Origin of the sequence: Hathewaya massiliensis (assembly GCF_902143515.1) — a bacterium.
In the GTDB taxonomy this organism is placed as follows: domain Bacteria; phylum Bacillota; class Clostridia; order Clostridiales; family Clostridiaceae; genus Hathewaya; species Hathewaya massiliensis.
This window is the reverse complement of the sequence record NZ_CABFVD010000001.1, coordinates 447,754-463,958: the sequence shown is the minus strand read 5'-3', so window position 1 is coordinate 463,958 and position 16,205 is coordinate 447,754. Positions and strand designations below refer to the sequence as shown.

At 29.4% G+C, this 16,205-nt stretch carries 12 protein-coding genes, 5 tRNA genes and 1 riboswitch; of the genes, 16 read left to right on the top strand and 1 reads right to left on the bottom strand.

The genetic code is table 11. The annotated features are described in order from the left end of the window. The first annotated feature begins 97 nt into the window (after positions 1-97). The 6 genes from FNZ64_RS02180 to mreB all read left to right on the top strand — a co-directional run bounded on the left by FNZ64_RS02180 (position 98) and on the right by mreB (position 6,040). Positions 98-754, top strand: coding sequence for a hypothetical protein (locus tag FNZ64_RS02180; RefSeq protein ID WP_142413232.1), 657 nt, complete (start codon positions 98-100; stop codon positions 752-754). 29 nt (positions 755-783) lie between these two features. Then, complete coding sequence (gene murA, locus FNZ64_RS02175) at positions 784-2,037, top strand: UDP-N-acetylglucosamine 1-carboxyvinyltransferase (RefSeq protein ID WP_142413231.1); 1,254 nt, start codon at positions 784-786, stop codon at positions 2,035-2,037. 226 nt (positions 2,038-2,263) lie between these two features. Then, the gene (gene spoIID, locus FNZ64_RS02170) at positions 2,264-3,367 is read left to right on the top strand and encodes a stage II sporulation protein D (protein WP_142413230.1); all 1,104 of its coding nucleotides are present in this window, start codon (positions 2,264-2,266) and stop codon (positions 3,365-3,367) included. 293 nt (positions 3,368-3,660) lie between these two features. After that, entirely contained in the window at positions 3,661-4,482 is an 822-nt protein-coding gene (locus FNZ64_RS02165; protein ID WP_142413229.1) for a M23 family metallopeptidase, read from the top strand. Between the two features lie 75 nt (positions 4,483-4,557). Continuing rightward, entirely contained in the window at positions 4,558-4,809 is a 252-nt protein-coding gene (gene spoIIID, locus FNZ64_RS02160) for a sporulation transcriptional regulator SpoIIID (protein ID WP_142413228.1), read from the top strand. A gap of 241 nt (positions 4,810-5,050) precedes the next feature. Then, positions 5,051-6,040 (top strand): rod shape-determining protein, encoded by a 990-nt coding sequence (gene mreB, locus FNZ64_RS02155; RefSeq protein ID WP_142413227.1) that lies wholly within the window; start codon positions 5,051-5,053, stop codon positions 6,038-6,040. A 121-nt stretch (positions 6,041-6,161) separates the two neighbouring features. Here mreB and yyaC read toward each other — a convergent pair whose 3' ends face one another. After that, the gene (gene yyaC, locus FNZ64_RS02150; protein ID WP_142413226.1) at positions 6,162-6,701 is read right to left on the bottom strand and encodes a spore protease YyaC; all 540 of its coding nucleotides are present in this window, start codon (positions 6,699-6,701) and stop codon (positions 6,162-6,164) included. 240 nt (positions 6,702-6,941) lie between these two features. On the opposite strand from yyaC, the gene FNZ64_RS02145 reads away from it, so the two are divergent. The 10 genes from FNZ64_RS02145 to secA all read left to right on the top strand — a co-directional run bounded on the left by FNZ64_RS02145 (position 6,942) and on the right by secA (position 15,931). Further along, a tRNA-Tyr gene (locus FNZ64_RS02145) sits at positions 6,942-7,026 on the top strand. A gap of 23 nt (positions 7,027-7,049) precedes the next feature. Beyond that, positions 7,050-7,125: transfer RNA gene (locus FNZ64_RS02140), tRNA-Thr, on the top strand. 7 nt (positions 7,126-7,132) lie between these two features. Next, positions 7,133-7,217: transfer RNA gene (locus FNZ64_RS02135), tRNA-Tyr, on the top strand. Between the two features lie 24 nt (positions 7,218-7,241). Then, positions 7,242-7,317 (top strand) — tRNA-Thr (locus FNZ64_RS02130). A gap of 8 nt (positions 7,318-7,325) precedes the next feature. Continuing rightward, positions 7,326-7,410, top strand: a tRNA-Tyr gene (locus FNZ64_RS02125). 104 nt (positions 7,411-7,514) lie between these two features. After that, a riboswitch (SAM riboswitch) is annotated at positions 7,515-7,616 on the top strand. A gap of 84 nt (positions 7,617-7,700) precedes the next feature. Further along, a complete protein-coding gene (metK, locus tag FNZ64_RS02120; RefSeq protein ID WP_142413225.1) occupies positions 7,701-8,876 on the top strand; it encodes a methionine adenosyltransferase in 1,176 nt (391 codons plus the stop codon). Between the two features lie 388 nt (positions 8,877-9,264). After that, the gene (gene recD2, locus FNZ64_RS02115) at positions 9,265-11,484 is read left to right on the top strand and encodes an SF1B family DNA helicase RecD2 (RefSeq protein WP_142413224.1); all 2,220 of its coding nucleotides are present in this window, start codon (positions 9,265-9,267) and stop codon (positions 11,482-11,484) included. A gap of 80 nt (positions 11,485-11,564) precedes the next feature. Continuing rightward, positions 11,565-12,227 carry a ComF family protein gene (locus FNZ64_RS02110; RefSeq protein ID WP_142413223.1) on the top strand — a complete coding sequence of 221 codons (663 nt, stop codon included), beginning with the start codon at positions 11,565-11,567 and terminating at the stop codon, positions 12,225-12,227. A gap of 318 nt (positions 12,228-12,545) precedes the next feature. Next, entirely contained in the window at positions 12,546-13,073 is a 528-nt protein-coding gene (hpf, locus tag FNZ64_RS02105) for a ribosome hibernation-promoting factor, HPF/YfiA family (RefSeq protein ID WP_142413222.1), read from the top strand. A gap of 353 nt (positions 13,074-13,426) precedes the next feature. Then, on the top strand, positions 13,427-15,931 hold the full coding sequence (secA, locus tag FNZ64_RS02100; RefSeq protein WP_142413221.1) for a preprotein translocase subunit SecA: 2,505 nt from the start codon (positions 13,427-13,429) through the stop codon (positions 15,929-15,931). Positions 15,932-16,205 lie beyond the last annotated feature (274 nt).

Genomic DNA, 16,205 nt, shown 5'->3' with positions numbered 1-16,205 from the left:
TATATAATATTAAAAACCTTCATTTTAAAATCATGTATATTAAACAATAAAATGGAAATAATTTAGATAATAAATAAAGAGTAAGAGAGGTAAAAAAATGAAGGTAAAAAAGATTTTCTCCATTTTTTTAATTTTAATATTATCTTTAAACTATAGATATATGAACTGTTATAGTTTAAGCCAAAAGAACATTTTTAAGGAAGTGTTAAGCCAGGTTTCAACTGAGGAGACATTTACTTATTTATGTGTCAATTGGAGTGAGAATTTTATAAGTGACATAAAAGCATATGAAGATGATATAAAAACTTCTTTCAGAAGAGAAGGAATAGACATAAATAATTACACTTATAAAGAAGATGAATATAATTTAAAGGCAGCAACTTTGAATATAACTAAAAATAAAAAATCATATGTATTCTCTATAAAAATAAAAATAAGAGGATATAAAGAAGATGATATTAAGGAATTCATACAGAAGATTCATAAGTCCTTAAATTTAAAAGAATCCAATCTTAGAATATCCATTAATATAAAAACAAAATTAAGCAATGTAGAAAAAATAGATCTTGCAAAAATTAAAGTAGAAGAGTATTTGCATAAAAAAGATTATTATGCTGATACAGTTAAATTTCATAATGGATATAGTGCTAAAGTTAGTGCTAAGGATAGGGAAGATTTTCAGTATCTTCTTTGTTCATATGATACAGGAGACTACCTAATTATAGGGGATTCTGAGATTTTTATTTCTTATTAGTGAGAATAAGTTAGAATTGGAGGATATTTATGGATAAGATTATTATAAAAGGCGGAAAAGGACTTAATGGAAGTGTAAATATAAATTCAGCTAAAAATGCGGTTTTACCGATAATTGCATCTTGTATCTTAAATGGGGAGAAGAACATTATTAAAAAGGCACCTATGTTAGAGGATGTAATTGTACTTTCTAATGTATTAAAGTCTCTTAATGCAGAGGTTAATATAGATGAATGTAAAGAAGAAATAACTATAGATAGTAGTAATTTAAAATCAATACAGCCATCAGATGATTTGGTTAGAAAAATGAGAGCCTCATTTTTAATTATGGGAGCTATGTTAGCTAGGTTTGGAGAATTTAAACTTTCTTTGCCGGGAGGGTGCAATATAGGGACGAGACCTATAGATTTACACCTGAAAGGTTTGGCAGCACTTGGGGCTGAAATAAACGTTGGACATGGGTATGTAGAGGCTAGAGCAAAAAAATTAAAGGGTGCTAATATATATCTAGATTTTCCTTCTGTAGGAGCTACAGAAAATATTATGATGGCAGCAACTTTGGCTGAAGGAGAAACCATAATAGGTAATTGTGCAGAAGAACCTGAAATTGAAGATTTAGCTAATTGCCTAATAGCTATGGGGGCTGATATAAAAGGAGCTGGAACTGATACTATAAAAATAAATGGAGTAAAAGAACTAAGGGGAGTTGAATACACCCCTATATACGACAGAATTGAAGCTGGAACTTTTATGATTGCTGCTGCAATTACTAATAGTTTCATAAACATAAACGGTGTAAAAGAAGAGCATCTAAAGCCTGTAATAGCAAAATTAATTGAAATGGGAGTAGAGATAGATATAAAGGGAGATATGATGAGTGTAGATGCAAGAAAAACACTTACTCCTACAGATATAAAAACTATGCCTTATCCTGGTTTCCCTACAGATATGCAATCTCAATTAACTTCCTTATTAAGCATAACTAAAGGAATTAGTGTTATAACAGAAACTATATTTGAGAATAGGTTTATGCATGTAGCAGAATTAAGAAGAATGGGAGCAAATATAAAGATTGATGGTAGAAGTGCCATAATCCAGGGTGTGGATAGATTAACTGGAGCAGAAGTAAAATCTACAGATTTAAGAGCTGGAGCTGCCATGATTTTAGCAGGACTTGTTGCAGAAGGTGAAACAGTAGTAAGTGATATATATCATATAGACAGAGGATATGTGAATATAGAGAAAAAACTACAGAATCTAGGCGCAGATATATATAGAATATAATGTTAATGAAAACCTTTTTAAAGTAATTATAAAAACTAGAATACTTTAAAGAGGTTTTATTTTTGTTAATAATATAATGATATATAGATAAATAGAATTGTAAAATTTATAGAAATTTTTAACTTTAATAAAGGATTATGGATTGTTAAAACTTAAATTTAAGTAATAAATATTAATTTTAAGAATAAATATTTATATATAGTATAGTAAAACTAGGGGTGATAAAATGAGGAAAATAATAGTTTCTTTTAAACTAAAAGATATTTTAGTAGGAATACTTATATTTAATCTATGTATTATATTTTTGTCTTTGATTGTTATTGGTAAAAATAAAGAAATAGGACAAATAAAAGAACCAAATAGCAATTTAAATAAAAAAGTAGCTAATAAGGAAGTAAAGAACAAGAAAGAAAATAGCAAGGAAGAAAATAATATAAGAAAAGAAGTATTAAAAAAGTACATAGATCCTAAGGTGAAAATATATCTTACAAAAGAAAAGAGAGTAATCCAGTTAGATTTAGAAGATTATATAGTTGGAGTTGTTTCTGCAGAAATGCCTGCAAACTTTGGAGAAGAAGCTTTAAAAGCACAAGCTGTGGCAGCTAGAACTTACACTGTTGCACATATGAAAGGGGTTTTTGGGGGTGGATGCAATTTAAATAAGGATGCAGATTTATGTGATTCAGTCCATTGTCAAGCTTATATAAATAAAGAGAAGAGATTAGCAGCATGGCCTAAATCAGAAAGTGAGGATCTATATAAAAAAGTAGAAAAGGCTGTAAAAGATACTAAGTGTGAAGTTATAAGTTATGAAGAAGAGATTATAATGACACCTTTTTATTTTGCAACAAGTAGTGGAAAGACAGAAAATGCAGAAGAAGTTTTTGCAACTAGTTCTCCATATTTAAAAAGTGTTGAAAGTCCTGGTGAAGAAATAGCTCCAAAGTTTAAAAAGGAATTTGTTTTTTTAAAAGAAGATTTTATAAAAGCTTTAAAAGGTAAGTATCCTAATTTAAATGTAAATAGCAATAACTTAAATCATAATATAAGTATATTAGAGAGAAGTGAAGGTGGAAGTGTTAAAAAAGTTAAAATAGGAAATATTGTTACCACAGGAAAGGTAGTAAGAAGTGTAATGGGTCTTACTTCTGCTAACTTTAATATAGAAATAGAGGGGAATAATATTAAGTTTAATTGCAAAGGGTACGGTCATGGAGTTGGTATGAGTCAGTGGGGAGCTAGTGTTATGGCTAAGGAAGGTAAGGATTATAAGTATATTTTAAATCACTATTATAAAGATACAAAGATTAGCAAATTAAAGTATAAATAAGGTTTTTAGTTTTAAATTGGGGTTTACTATATATAAATTAGAGAATGATTAATAAGTAATCTAGTATGATTTATGTTTTATTTTTGGATTAGTAAATATTTAGTTTATAGATATAAATAAAAAATGTCTTAGAAGGTTTATGATCTTCTAAGACATTTTTGTTTTTTGAAAAGAATGCACTATATTTTATCTTATTTTGTCATAAAAGAAAGAAAAAATATTAAATATATTTTTTCTAAACATGTATTATTTATAGTTTAATGGACAAAATTACTAATAGGAGGTGCTTATAAATGGATAATAAATCAAACAATACGCAAGGATCAGGAAAGAGTTTTTCAAATTTCTTAAAAAGGGAAAGTTTTTATGTAATCCTTTTTATTACTTTATGCATAGTTGCTGCTGTTGCTGCTATAAGTATTAATTCTAGGAAAGTAGCTACAAACAAAACTGAGAAAAATGTAGTTAGTAAGGCTAAAGATACTAATAGTGAAAAACCAGATAATGCACTATTGGTAGAAGGAGAAAAGAAAAAAAAGAATGTAGCTAAGGAAAATCAAAAAGAGGCAGGAGTAAAGGTATATAAAAGTGGCAAAAAATTAAATGATAATAAGAAAAATGCTACTGTATCTGTTTCCAATGGAATGGATACTAAATTTATTAAACCTTTAGATGGAAAAGTAACTCAAGGATATTCTGAAATTCCAGTATTAGCACAAGAATTTAGTGATGACAACACAAAAACTTACAAAACTAATCTTGGTATAAACATACAAGCTAAAATAGGAAGTTCAATAAAAGCAGCAGCAGATGGTGTGGTAGAAGAGGTAGGAGAAAATCCTAAAGGCTATGGTCAAATGGTTGTAATTGATCATAAGAATGGATTTAAAACTATTTATTCAAACTTAGATGGAAAAGTTTCTATCAAAAAAGGTGATACTGTAAAACAAGGGCAAGAAATAGGAAAACTAGGAGATACTACATTGAGAACTTCAAAGAGTGGCGATAAAAAAGAGTTAAGTCACTTACATTTTTCAATGTTACAAGGAAATGGTAAATTTAAGGATTTAGATTATGAAAACAAATATATAAATCCAGATAAATTTATAAAATAGTCCTTTAAATAAAATAGTCACTTTTATTTAAAAGTGACTATTTTAAATAATTTATTATAATAGGAGGAGTTAACTTTGAAGGATTATATTGAAGAGAGAGTTTTAGATGTTGCTAAATATATAATAGAATCAAAATCTACTATAAGAAAAACAGCTCAAATATTTGGTGTAAGCAAGAGTACTATCCATAAAGATATGACTGAAAGATTACCTAAAATAAATCCTGAGATTGCAGATGAGGCAAGAATAGTTTTAGAATTAAATAAGGCTGAAAGACACATTAGAGGTGGAAAAGCTACTCAATTAAAATATAAAACCATTAGTTAAACAAATTAACTATTTCATATGCACAATTATTATGATAAAATGAATTATAATGTTATAATTCATTGAAAGTTTATAAAATATTTAAAAAATTTCTTAGAATATGTGATATTATTTTTTTATGCGTGGTTTTTATAATTTAAAAAAATCTTATAATAAATTTATTTTCAAAAGAGGATTTTTAATTTATTTATAGAAATAATACATGTTAAAATTAATATACCAAAGAGCAGGAGTGAAAACTATGTTTTTTTTCGGAATGGGTACTGATATGGGTATAGATTTAGGTACTGCTACAGTTTTAGTGTACATAAAAGGAAAAGGTGTAATTTTAAAAGAGCCTTCAGTAGTGGCAATTGATAAAACAAATGATAAAGTATTAGCAGTTGGAGAAGAAGCAAGACAAATGATAGGTAGAACACCAGGAAATATAGTAGCTATAAGACCATTAAAAGATGGTGTTATATCAGACTACGATATGACAGAAAAAATGCTAAAACATTTTATTCGTAAAGCTTGTGGAAGAAAGAAATCAACTCCTAGAGTAGTTATATGTGTTCCTTGTGAGGCTACAGAGGTTGAAAGAAGAGCAGTTTTAGATGCAGCTAGAATGGCTGGCGCTAAAATGGTTGAACTTATTGAGGAGCCTGTTGCAGCAGCTATAGGGGCAGGATTAGATATTTCTAAGGCAAGTGGAAATATGGTAATAGACATTGGTGGTGGAACTACTGATGTTGCAGTTATTTCATTAGGTGGCATGGTTGTTAGACAATCTATAAAAGTTGCTGGTGATGAGTTTGATGAAGCTATCATTAAGTACATAAGAAAGAAACATAAGCTTATGATTGGAGAAAGAACTGCTGAGGAATTAAAAATTAATATTGGTTGTGCATATGAAGTAGAAGAGAAAAGTATGGGCATAAGAGGAAGGGACTTAATTACAGGACTACCTAAGAATATTGAGGTAACTTCTAGTGAAATGAGAGAAGCTTTAAGTGAAGCTGTATCAGCTATAGCAGAGTGTGCTCATGCGGTGCTTGAAAAAACACCTCCAGAACTTGCAGCAGACATAGCAGATAAAGGAATTGTTATGACTGGTGGAGGAGCTTTATTAAATGGTCTTGATAAATTAATACAAGAGCATACAAAAGTGCCAGTATATGTTGCTGAACAAAGTGTGTCATGTGTTGCATTAGGAACAGGTAAGTACTTAGATTATATAGGTAAATCTTAAATTAAAAAAATACAAGCTTATAGCTTGTATTTTTTCTTATATTCTAGAATATAAGAAGAGAGAGTCCCAATTTCAATTTGGTAGGAATTGCTTTCACAGAGTGCCATGGGAGTACTATTATTTAAGGAGTATTAGAATTTAAAGAGTATAGGTAGTAAGAGTGAACAATTCCATGACATAAGGTTTTGCACATATTAACAATAAAACTTAATCTAATATTTCTATTAGAAAATAGTTCACTTTTTTTACTAGAATCTACAATGCCAACAATAGATATATTTCCAACCTCCGGGAGACTTTTTCCAACGCCCTTTCCAGGATAAATAGGGTGATCTCTTATAATTATATTACCTATATCCTCTTCATTGCCAAGGCAGGCATCTATGCCTATTATGTTGTTGGTTTCATGAAGTCTGTTTATTTCAGAAAGCTTTTCTTTTAGATTTAAAGCATGAATTGGATCTTCCAGGGTTCCATATACAGGAATAGGGAGATTCATTTCTTTTAAAATAGAACCTACAATAGGACCTAAAGAATCTCCTATACATTTGTCAGTACCAATACATACTATAGTTGTATCTTTGTTTATGTATTTATATAAGAGTTCAGCTATTTTGTAATATGCTAAGGGTTCTTTATAGTCTATATATTCCTTAATCAATATATATACCTCCATTAAGTGTATATTAGTGTATCTATATATAGATATATGATTTAAATGTTAAATATGATTAAAAAACATCATAATATTAATGTAATTATGTAATAGTAAGAAATAAAAAGAAAACATGAGTAATAGGGGTTTAATTAAGTTATATGCTCATATTTAGATTTGAAATACAGTGTATATAAATGTATACTAAACCTTGTCGGAAATGACGAAAATTAATTAAATTTATATGGATGAGTTCCCGAGTGGCCAAAGGGGGCAGACTGTAAATCTGTTGCGTCTCGCTTCGATGGTTCGAATCCATCCTCATCCACCATTTAAATTTAATGAAAATAATATGCTGGCATGGCTCAATTGGCAGAGCAGCTGACTTGTAATCAGCAGGTTGTAGGTTCGATTCCTATTGCCAGCTCCATAAAACTGGATGAGTTCCCGAGTGGCCAAAGGGGGCAGACTGTAAATCTGTTGCGTCTCGCTTCGATGGTTCGAATCCATCCTCATCCACCATTTAAATTTAAAACAAAATAATATGCTGACATGGCTCAATTGGCAGAGCAGCTGACTTGTAATCAGCAGGTTGTAGGTTCGATTCCTATTGTCAGCTCCATAAAATATGGATGAGTTCCCGAGTGGCCAAAGGGGGCAGACTGTAAATCTGTTGCGTCTCGCTTCGATGGTTCGAATCCATCCTCATCCACCATAGGACATTTTTATGTCCTTTTATTTTTGAAAAATATTAAAAAATATATTGACAATACATAAAAAAAATGATATCATGATTTTACCATAAAATTATATAAAATGCTCTTATCAAGAGAGGTGGAGGGAAACAGGCCCGATGAAACCCGGCAACCGGTGCTAAAGCACAATGGTGCCAATTCCTGCAGATATTCTGCAAGATAGGAGGTAAAAGCGATTTTATCCTCTTCTTTGTAGAAGAGGTTTTTTTATTTATAAAACCACAGTATTACTGAGGTAGGAGGAGAAAAAATGAGAAGATTATTTACATCAGAATCTGTTACTGAAGGGCATCCAGATAAAATTTGTGATCAAATTTCAGATGCTATATTAGACGAAATTTTATCTAAGGATCCAGAGGGAAGAGTAGCATGTGAAACTACAGTTACTACAGGAATGGTAATGGTAGTTGGAGAAATTAGTACTAACTGTTATGTAGATATACCAAAAGTTGTTAGAAATACAATAAAAGATATAGGATATACAAGAGCTAAGTTTGGCTTTGATGCTGAAACTTGTGCTGTTATGACATCTATAGATGAGCAATCTTCAGATATAGCTATGGGCGTGGATGAAGCTCTAGAATCAAGAAAAGGTGATATGGACAAAATAGAAGCAATAGGTGCAGGAGATCAAGGAATGATGTTTGGATTTGCTTCTAATGAAACAGAAGAGTATATGCCTCTTCCAATTTCACTTGCTCATAAATTAGCTTTAAGATTATCAACTGTTAGAAAAGAAGATATTTTAGGTTATTTAAGACCAGATGGAAAGACTCAAGTTACTGTAGAATATGAGGACAATAAACCAGTAAGAATAGATACTATAGTTATTTCTACACAACATTGTCCAGATGTAACTCGTGAGCAAATAGAAGAAGATTTAAAGAAACATGTAATAGATGTTATAGTTCCTAGTGAATTACTAGACGAAAACACAAAATATTTTATAAATCCAACAGGAAGATTTGTAATTGGTGGACCTCAAGGAGATTCAGGTTTAACAGGAAGAAAAATTATAGTAGACACCTATGGTGGTGCTGGTAGACATGGAGGGGGAGCTTTCTCAGGAAAAGATCCTACAAAAGTTGACAGATCTGCTGCATATGCTGCAAGATGGGTAGCTAAGAATTTAGTTGCAGCTGGAGTTGCTGATAAGCTTGAAATTCAGTTAGCTTATGCTATTGGAGTTGCAAGACCAGTGTCAATAAGTGTTGAAACCTTTGGAACAGGAAAAATATCTGATGAGAAAATAGTAGAAATAGTAAATAAGGTTTTTGATTTAAGACCAGCTGCTATAATAAAAGAATTAGATTTAAGAAGACCAATATACAAACAAACAGCCGCTTATGGACATTTTGGAAGAGTTGATGTAGAACTTCCATGGGAACAATTAAATAAAGTAGATGAAATAAAAAAATATTTATAGAAGCAATTTTATCCCATTACTATCAGCTCTAGTATTCATATATTATTTAAAATCAGAATAAAAAGTGGATAAGTTGTAGTAAAAGGATATTAGCTTTTAAAAGAATAAAAACTTTGTTTATGATATAAAAAACACGGATATACTTAATATATCCGTGTTTTTCTATTTAAATCAGATACTTTTATTTAATTAGATATATGTTAAAAGAAGTATATTTATATAACTATCTTTAATAAATAATTCTTAGTTATTAGTTAGTATTTTGTATTTAGTTAATCATAGCAGAGAGATTTTGAGCACGTAGCTTTAAGTTAACTTAAATTGAAGCTAAGACTTATTTCATATGTTATAATTAAATAAGTTAAAAAAATAGTAGGAGCGATATTTTATGTTTGAAATAGTAGCTATAGTACAAAACATAGTATTTAAAAATGAAGAAAATGGTTATACCGTAGCTAGAGTAAAAGAAGAAGGCGCAAAGAAGGATGAAATAACTGCGGTTGGTACTATGCCATTTATTATAGAAGGACAAAACTTAAAGTTAAAAGGTGAATGGGTAACTCACCCTAGTTTTGGCAAACAATTAAAGGTGATTAATTGCGAGGAAATTGTGCCCAAAACCCTTATAGGTATAGAAAAATATTTATCTTCAGGCATAATATCAGGAATTGGACCCGTTACAGCTAGAAAAATTGTACAACATTTTAAAGAAGAGACCTTAGATATTTTAGATAATCATATAGATAAGTTAAACGAAATAGAGGGTATAGGTGAGAAGAAAATAAAGCTTATATATGAATCTTACTCAAGACAGAGGGAAGTTAGAAATATAATGATATTTCTACAACCTTACGGCGTTACGGCAAATCAATGTGTAAAAATATATAATAAATATGGATTAGATGCTATAGAAGTTGTAAAGCAAAATCCATATAAGATGGTAGAGGATATTTCAGGTATGGGGTTTAAGACTGCAGATAAGATAGCTTTAAACCTAGGCATAGAAAAGGATTCTCCCTATAGAATAAAAAGTGGAATTAAATACATTATAAATGATTTTTGTCAACTAGGAAATACATATATGCCAATGGAAAGACTGCTAAAAGAGGGAGAAACTACTCTTTGTGTATCCAAAGATCACTTAGAAAAAAATATTTTCGAGGTAGTGGTCTCTGGAGATATAAAGGTGGAGAATATAGAGGAGGTAGAATGTGCTTTTACCATTCCATACTATTATAGTGAGCTATCTGTAACTAAAAAGATATTAAGCTTAACCATGTCAAATTACAACAAGATTGATATGGACATAGATAAAGAAATAAAAAGTTTTGAAGAAGAAAATAAAATTAAATTTGCACCTTCACAAAAAGAAGCTATTTGTGGTGCCTTTGAAAATGGTATAGAAATCATAACAGGTGGACCGGGAACAGGTAAGACTACCATAATAAATTGTATAATTAGGACTTTTGAAAATTTAGGTATGAGAGTTCTTATGGCGGCACCAACTGGAAGAGCTGCAAAGAGAATGACAGAAGCTACTAATAGAGAATCAAAAACTATTCATAGGCTTTTAGAGATTGGATATAGTGAAGAAGAGTTAAACATGCACTTTTTTAAAGGAGAAGATGAACCACTAGAGGCTAATGTAATAATCATAGATGAAGCATCCATGATAGATATAATTTTAATGAATAACTTGTTAAAAGCTATTTCTCTAGGAACTAGACTTATAATCGTAGGCGATGTTGACCAGCTGCCTTCAGTTGGACCAGGAAATGTACTTCGAGATCTAATAGAAAGTAAGAGTGTAAAAGTTGTTAGACTAAAAGAAATATTTAGACAAGGTAATGAGAGCATGATTGTAACTAATGCACATAAAATCAATCAGGGAGAAATGCCTATTTTAAATAAAAAAAATAATGACTTTTACTTTTTAAGATGTGATGAACAGGAAAATATAATTAACACACTTTTAGAATTAATTGCAAAAAGACTTCCTCAGTTTAATAAAGGGTGGGATAAAATTAAAGATATACAGATATTATCCCCTACAAGAAAAGGTGTATTAGGAGTAGAGAATTTAAATAGAAACTTACAAGAAATATTAAATCCTAAGACAAAAGAAAAAAGAGAAAAAGAATATAGAGATACCATCTTTAGGGTTGGAGATAAAGTAATGCAAATAAAAAATAACTACTCTATAAAATGGAGAAAAGTAGATAACTCTGAAGAGGGAATAGGTATATATAATGGGGATATAGGATATATAATAGACATTGATGAAGATGAAAATATAGAAGTAATATTTGATGATGAGAAGATAGTTAAATATGACAATATATTTTTAGACGAACTTAATCTTGCATATGCTATTACTATACATAAGAGCCAAGGAAGTGAGTTTCCAGTAGTGATAATGCCTATTTTTATGGGACCGCCTATGCTTATGAATAGAAACTTATTGTATACTGGAATTACTAGAGCTAAAAGCATGGCAGTGCTTGTTGGACAAGAAAAAGCTTTAAGTTTTATGGTGAAAAACGATAGAAGCTTTAAAAGATATTCAGCTTTAAAGTGGAGAATAAGTAATATCATAGAAAACTTTTAAATGTAGGTGAATAAAAAAAGAAAAAATTGGATATATTTTAAGATACAGTACGGAATAAATAATAAATAAATGAGGAAACTATGGAAAGAGTAAAATACATCTTAGAGTGTATGTTAAATTTAATTTATTTTAGAAGTGATATATGTCTTTGTTGTGATAAAAAAATATATAATGAAGATTATCTATGTAGTAATTGTAGAAGAAACATAGTTATATGCAAAAAGTCTTTTAAGATTAAAAGCCAGTATAGTATTAATTGCTATAGTTGTGCATATTATTCTAGTACTGTAAAAAAACTTATTATAAAAATGAAATATAAAAAGGATTTTAAATCCATAGAGTTTTTAAGTGATTTTATTGTAGAGAAAATAATTAATTGTGGAATCAAAGCCGATATTATAACCTTTGTTCCAAGTAGTAAAAGTAGAAAAAAAGAAAGAGGGTACAATCAAAGTGATGCACTTTGTTATTATGTAGCTAATAAACTTAAACTAGAGAAAAAAGAATTAATTTTTAAAAAAGAAGGTGCAAAAGATCAGATTGGTCTCGATGATATTGAAAGATGGGATAATGTAAAAGACATTTTTTATTTCAATAATAAATATAATATAAAGGGAAAAGATATAATACTAATAGATGATGTATTAACTACTGGAGCTACAGTTTACAACTGTTATAAGGTTTTAAAGGAAAATGGGGCAGGAGAAATCAATGTGTTTACTATAGCTAGAAATATAGGTTAGATAGGATACCATAAATGAGAATTTAGTTGTAGGGTGGTGTTACATCTATAAATATAGAGTGAGCTATAATACCCCACAATTAATAATTATAGCATATTTTTAATAATAATTCACTTACAATGTTATATAGTTATATCTATATATAATAAGGAATATCATGTAGAAAGCATTTAACTTTCTTTAATATTCTGTGAATTGTATATTTAATTATTGTTATTTATTTTTTTTCAGTATAAAATATATACAAAGATAAAATTATATATGCATTACTTTAAAAGCATTTAACAAAACTCTTAATATAAGAGAGGGGCTGGTTTCATGAGAGTTAAATTTACTGGGAAAAATATTGAGATTACAGAAGCACTAAAAGATGTGATTTCTAAAAAGGTATCTAAGTTAGAAAAGTATTTTAAGCAAGATGTAGAGGCTCATTCAGTGTTAAGTGTTCAAAAAGAGATTCAAAAGTTTGAGTTAACTATACCTTTTAAAGGTGGTATCTTAAGAGCAGAAGAAGAAAGCGATGACATGTATAAGTCAGTAGATTTAGTTTTAGATAAAATTGAGAGACAAATAAGAAAACAAAAAACTAAATTACAAAGAAAATTACAAGGTGAAAGTTTAGTATTTTCATTTATAGAAGAAGATAAAACACCAAAAGAAGAATCTAAAATAGTAAGAACAAAGAAATTTGCTATGAAGCCTATGTCATCTGAAGAAGCAATTTTACAAATGGAATTGTTAGGTCACAGCTTCTTTGTATATATGGATGGAGAAACTTCAGATGTAAATGTAGTTTATAAGAGAAAAGATGGAAACTATGGTTTAATTGAACCTGATTTAGACTAAAATACTTATATAAAGCAAATAAGAGCAGTGATTTTATCACTGCTTTATTTATTACATTTTTAAGTTTTAGCATTAATTATATAATCTTAGTATTAGTATATATTATAGAAATTTTAGTTTTTTTATTGTTTAATCTTGTTTATAGAGTCTTAATATTAGCAGTAATATTTAAAAATTACTACTATGTAATTAATCTTATATGCAATCTTATATACAATATTATATACTTAATGTTATTTAATGTTATTAAATCTTTAAATATGTATAGATTAAGTTGAATAGTAAAAATTTAAATGATATAATTTTAAATTATAGGCGAAAAGTAATATTAATTATAGTGAGGATGACTAAATATGAAGTTTTATGAAAAAATATTAGGTACATATAGTGACAGACAAATAAAAAAAATAAATCCTTTAGTTGACAAAATAGAATCTTATGATGACGCGATGGCTAAACTTTCAGATGAAGATTTAAAACAAAAGACTTTTGAGTTTAAAGAAAGATTAGGAAAAGGGGAAACTTTAGATCAAATACTTCCAGAAGCTTTTGCAGTAGTTAGGGAAGCTTCTTGGCGTGTTTTAGGAATGAAACATTTTAGAGTTCAATTAATTGGGGGAATAGTTCTTCACCAAGGAAGAATTGCTGAAATGAAAACAGGTGAAGGTAAGACTTTAGTAGCTACCCTACCAACATATTTAAATGCCTTAACAGGAGAGGGAGTACATGTAATTACAGTAAACGATTATCTTGCAAAAAGAGATAGTGAGTGGATGGGACAAATTTATAAATTTTTAGGACTTTCTGTTGGGGTAATACTTCATGATTTAAGTCCTGAAGAAAGAAGAGCAGCATATGAATCTGATATAGTCTATGGTACAAATAATGAGTTTGGATTTGACTATTTAAGAGACAATATGGTTATATACAAGGAAGAAAAAGTTCAAAGAACCCTAAATTATTGTATAGTAGACGAGGTTGACTCAGTTTTAATAGATGAAGCTAGAACTCCGCTTATAATATCAGGAGAGGGAGATAAGTCAACTGAATTTTATAAAGTAGCAGACTTTTTTGTAAAAGGTCTTTCAGAAAAAGATTATGAATTAGATGAAAAAGCTAATTCAGTAATTTTAACTGAAAGTGGTGTAGATAAGGCAGAGGCTTTCTTTAAATTAGATAACTATGCTGATGCAGACAACATGATGGTTCAGCACCATGTTATTCAGGCGCTTAAGGCTAATTACCATATGAGAATAGATAAAGATTATATGGTTAAAGATGGAGAAGTTATTATAGTAGATGAATTTACAGGAAGACTTATGGAAGGTAGAAGATATAGTGATGGACTTCACCAAGCCATAGAAGCTAAAGAGGGAGTTAAGGTTGAAAAGGAATCTAAGACACTAGCTACAATTACATTCCAAAATTATTTTAGAATGTATAAAAAATTAGCAGGTATGACTGGTACTGCTAAGACAGAGGAAAGTGAATTTAGAGAAATTTATGGACTTGACGTTATAGAAATTCCTACAAACAAGCCAGTATCTAGAGTAGATCAACCAGACTTAGTATTTAAAACTCAAAAAGCTAAGTATAAGGCTATAGTAGAAGAAATAGCAGAAACTCATAAAACAGGGCAACCAGTTCTTGTAGGTACTGTAAGTATAGAAAAATCTGAGATAATATCTGATTTGCTTAAGAAAAAGGGAGTTAAACACCAAGTATTAAATGCTAAATACCATGAAAAAGAAGCAGAAATAGTTTCTCATGCAGGGGAAAAAGGTATGGTTACCATAGCAACAAATATGGCAGGACGTGGTACTGATATAAAGCTTACTGATGATGTTGCTAAGCTTGGTGGATTAAAAGTAATTGGAACTGAAAGACATGAATCAAGACGTATAGATAACCAATTAAGAGGGCGTTCAGGACGTCAAGGAGACTTAGGAGAATCAAGATTCTATGTATCCTTAGAAGATGACTTAATGAGAATCTTTGGATCTGATAGACTTCAAGGTGTAGTTGAAAGATTGGGACTTGAAGATGAAGCTATAGAAAGTAAAATGGTTTCTAATGCTATAGAAAGTGCTCAAAAGAAGGTAGAAGGAAATAACTTCGACATAAGAAAGAATGTATTACAATATGATGATGTTATGAACCAACAAAGAAGCATAATATATGAACAAAGAGCACAAGTTTTACAAGGTAAAGATTTAAAAGATCAAATAATTATTATGATTAAGGATTTAATAAATGGAGTTGTAGACTCTTATATTGGTAACGTAGACGATGGATATGATGAAGAAGTAGAAAAAATGATTAATTATTTAGATGATATATTCCTTCTAAAGGACTCAATAAATTATGATGAGTTAATTAAAAAGGGTATTGAGGATATAAAAGAAGAATTAATACAAGTAGCATTAAAATTATATGAAGAAAAGGAAGCAGAGTTTGAAGCTGCTGAAGATTTAAGAGAAATAGAAAGAATTATAATGTTAAGAGTTGTTGACTCTAAGTGGATGGATCATATTGATAATATGGAACATTTAAGACAAGGTATAGGACTTAGAGCTTACAAACAACAAGACCCAGTTCAAGCATATCAATTTGAAGGAACTGATATGTTCAATGAAATGACTTGGAACATTAAAGTTGAAACAATTAAGTATTTATTCCATGTTCAAATACATCAAAACTTAGAGAGAGAAAGAGTAGCTGTAGTTACCAATGCAAGACATGGGGATGAAGATATAAAAAAAGAGCCTATTAGAAAAGGTGAAAAAGTTGGAAGAAACGATGAATGCCCATGTGGATCAGGAAAAAAATATAAAAACTGTTGTGGAAGATTTCAATAGAAATCTCAAATAATATATGATTATTTTTTAGAAACTATTAAAATATATGCCTTGGTCTAAGGAATTTTCTGAAGATGTAGGATTACAAAATAAAAATTTGATATTAACACCTTACTATGAAATGTATAAGAATTTTATAGTAAGGTGTTTTTTTATTGTAAAAAATTATGACAATTATGAAGATATTCTTAAAATATGAAAATAATATTTCTAAGAGGTATTATATGTGATAAAGTTAATACAAGCAAGCTTGCAAAAATAAAAAGAAGTAATT

Bases quoted from the DNA above. Each gene is read 5' to 3' on its own strand.
- FNZ64_RS02180 (WP_142413232.1), top strand. From the start codon at position 98: ATGAAGGTAAAAAAGATTTTCTCCATTTTTTTAATTTTAATATTATCT.
- murA (WP_142413231.1), top strand. From the start codon at position 784: ATGGATAAGATTATTATAAAAGGCGGAAAAGGACTTAATGGAAGTGTA.
- spoIID (WP_142413230.1), top strand. From the start codon at position 2,264: ATGAGGAAAATAATAGTTTCTTTTAAACTAAAAGATATTTTAGTAGGA.
- FNZ64_RS02165 (WP_142413229.1), top strand. From the start codon at position 3,661: ATGGATAATAAATCAAACAATACGCAAGGATCAGGAAAGAGTTTTTCA.
- mreB (WP_142413227.1), top strand. From the start codon at position 5,051: ATGTTTTTTTTCGGAATGGGTACTGATATGGGTATAGATTTAGGTACT.
- metK (WP_142413225.1), top strand. From the start codon at position 7,701: ATGAGAAGATTATTTACATCAGAATCTGTTACTGAAGGGCATCCAGAT.
- recD2 (WP_142413224.1), top strand. From the start codon at position 9,265: ATGTTTGAAATAGTAGCTATAGTACAAAACATAGTATTTAAAAATGAA.
- FNZ64_RS02110 (WP_142413223.1), top strand. From the start codon at position 11,565: ATGGAAAGAGTAAAATACATCTTAGAGTGTATGTTAAATTTAATTTAT.
- hpf (WP_142413222.1), top strand. From the start codon at position 12,546: ATGAGAGTTAAATTTACTGGGAAAAATATTGAGATTACAGAAGCACTA.
- secA (WP_142413221.1), top strand. From the start codon at position 13,427: ATGAAGTTTTATGAAAAAATATTAGGTACATATAGTGACAGACAAATA.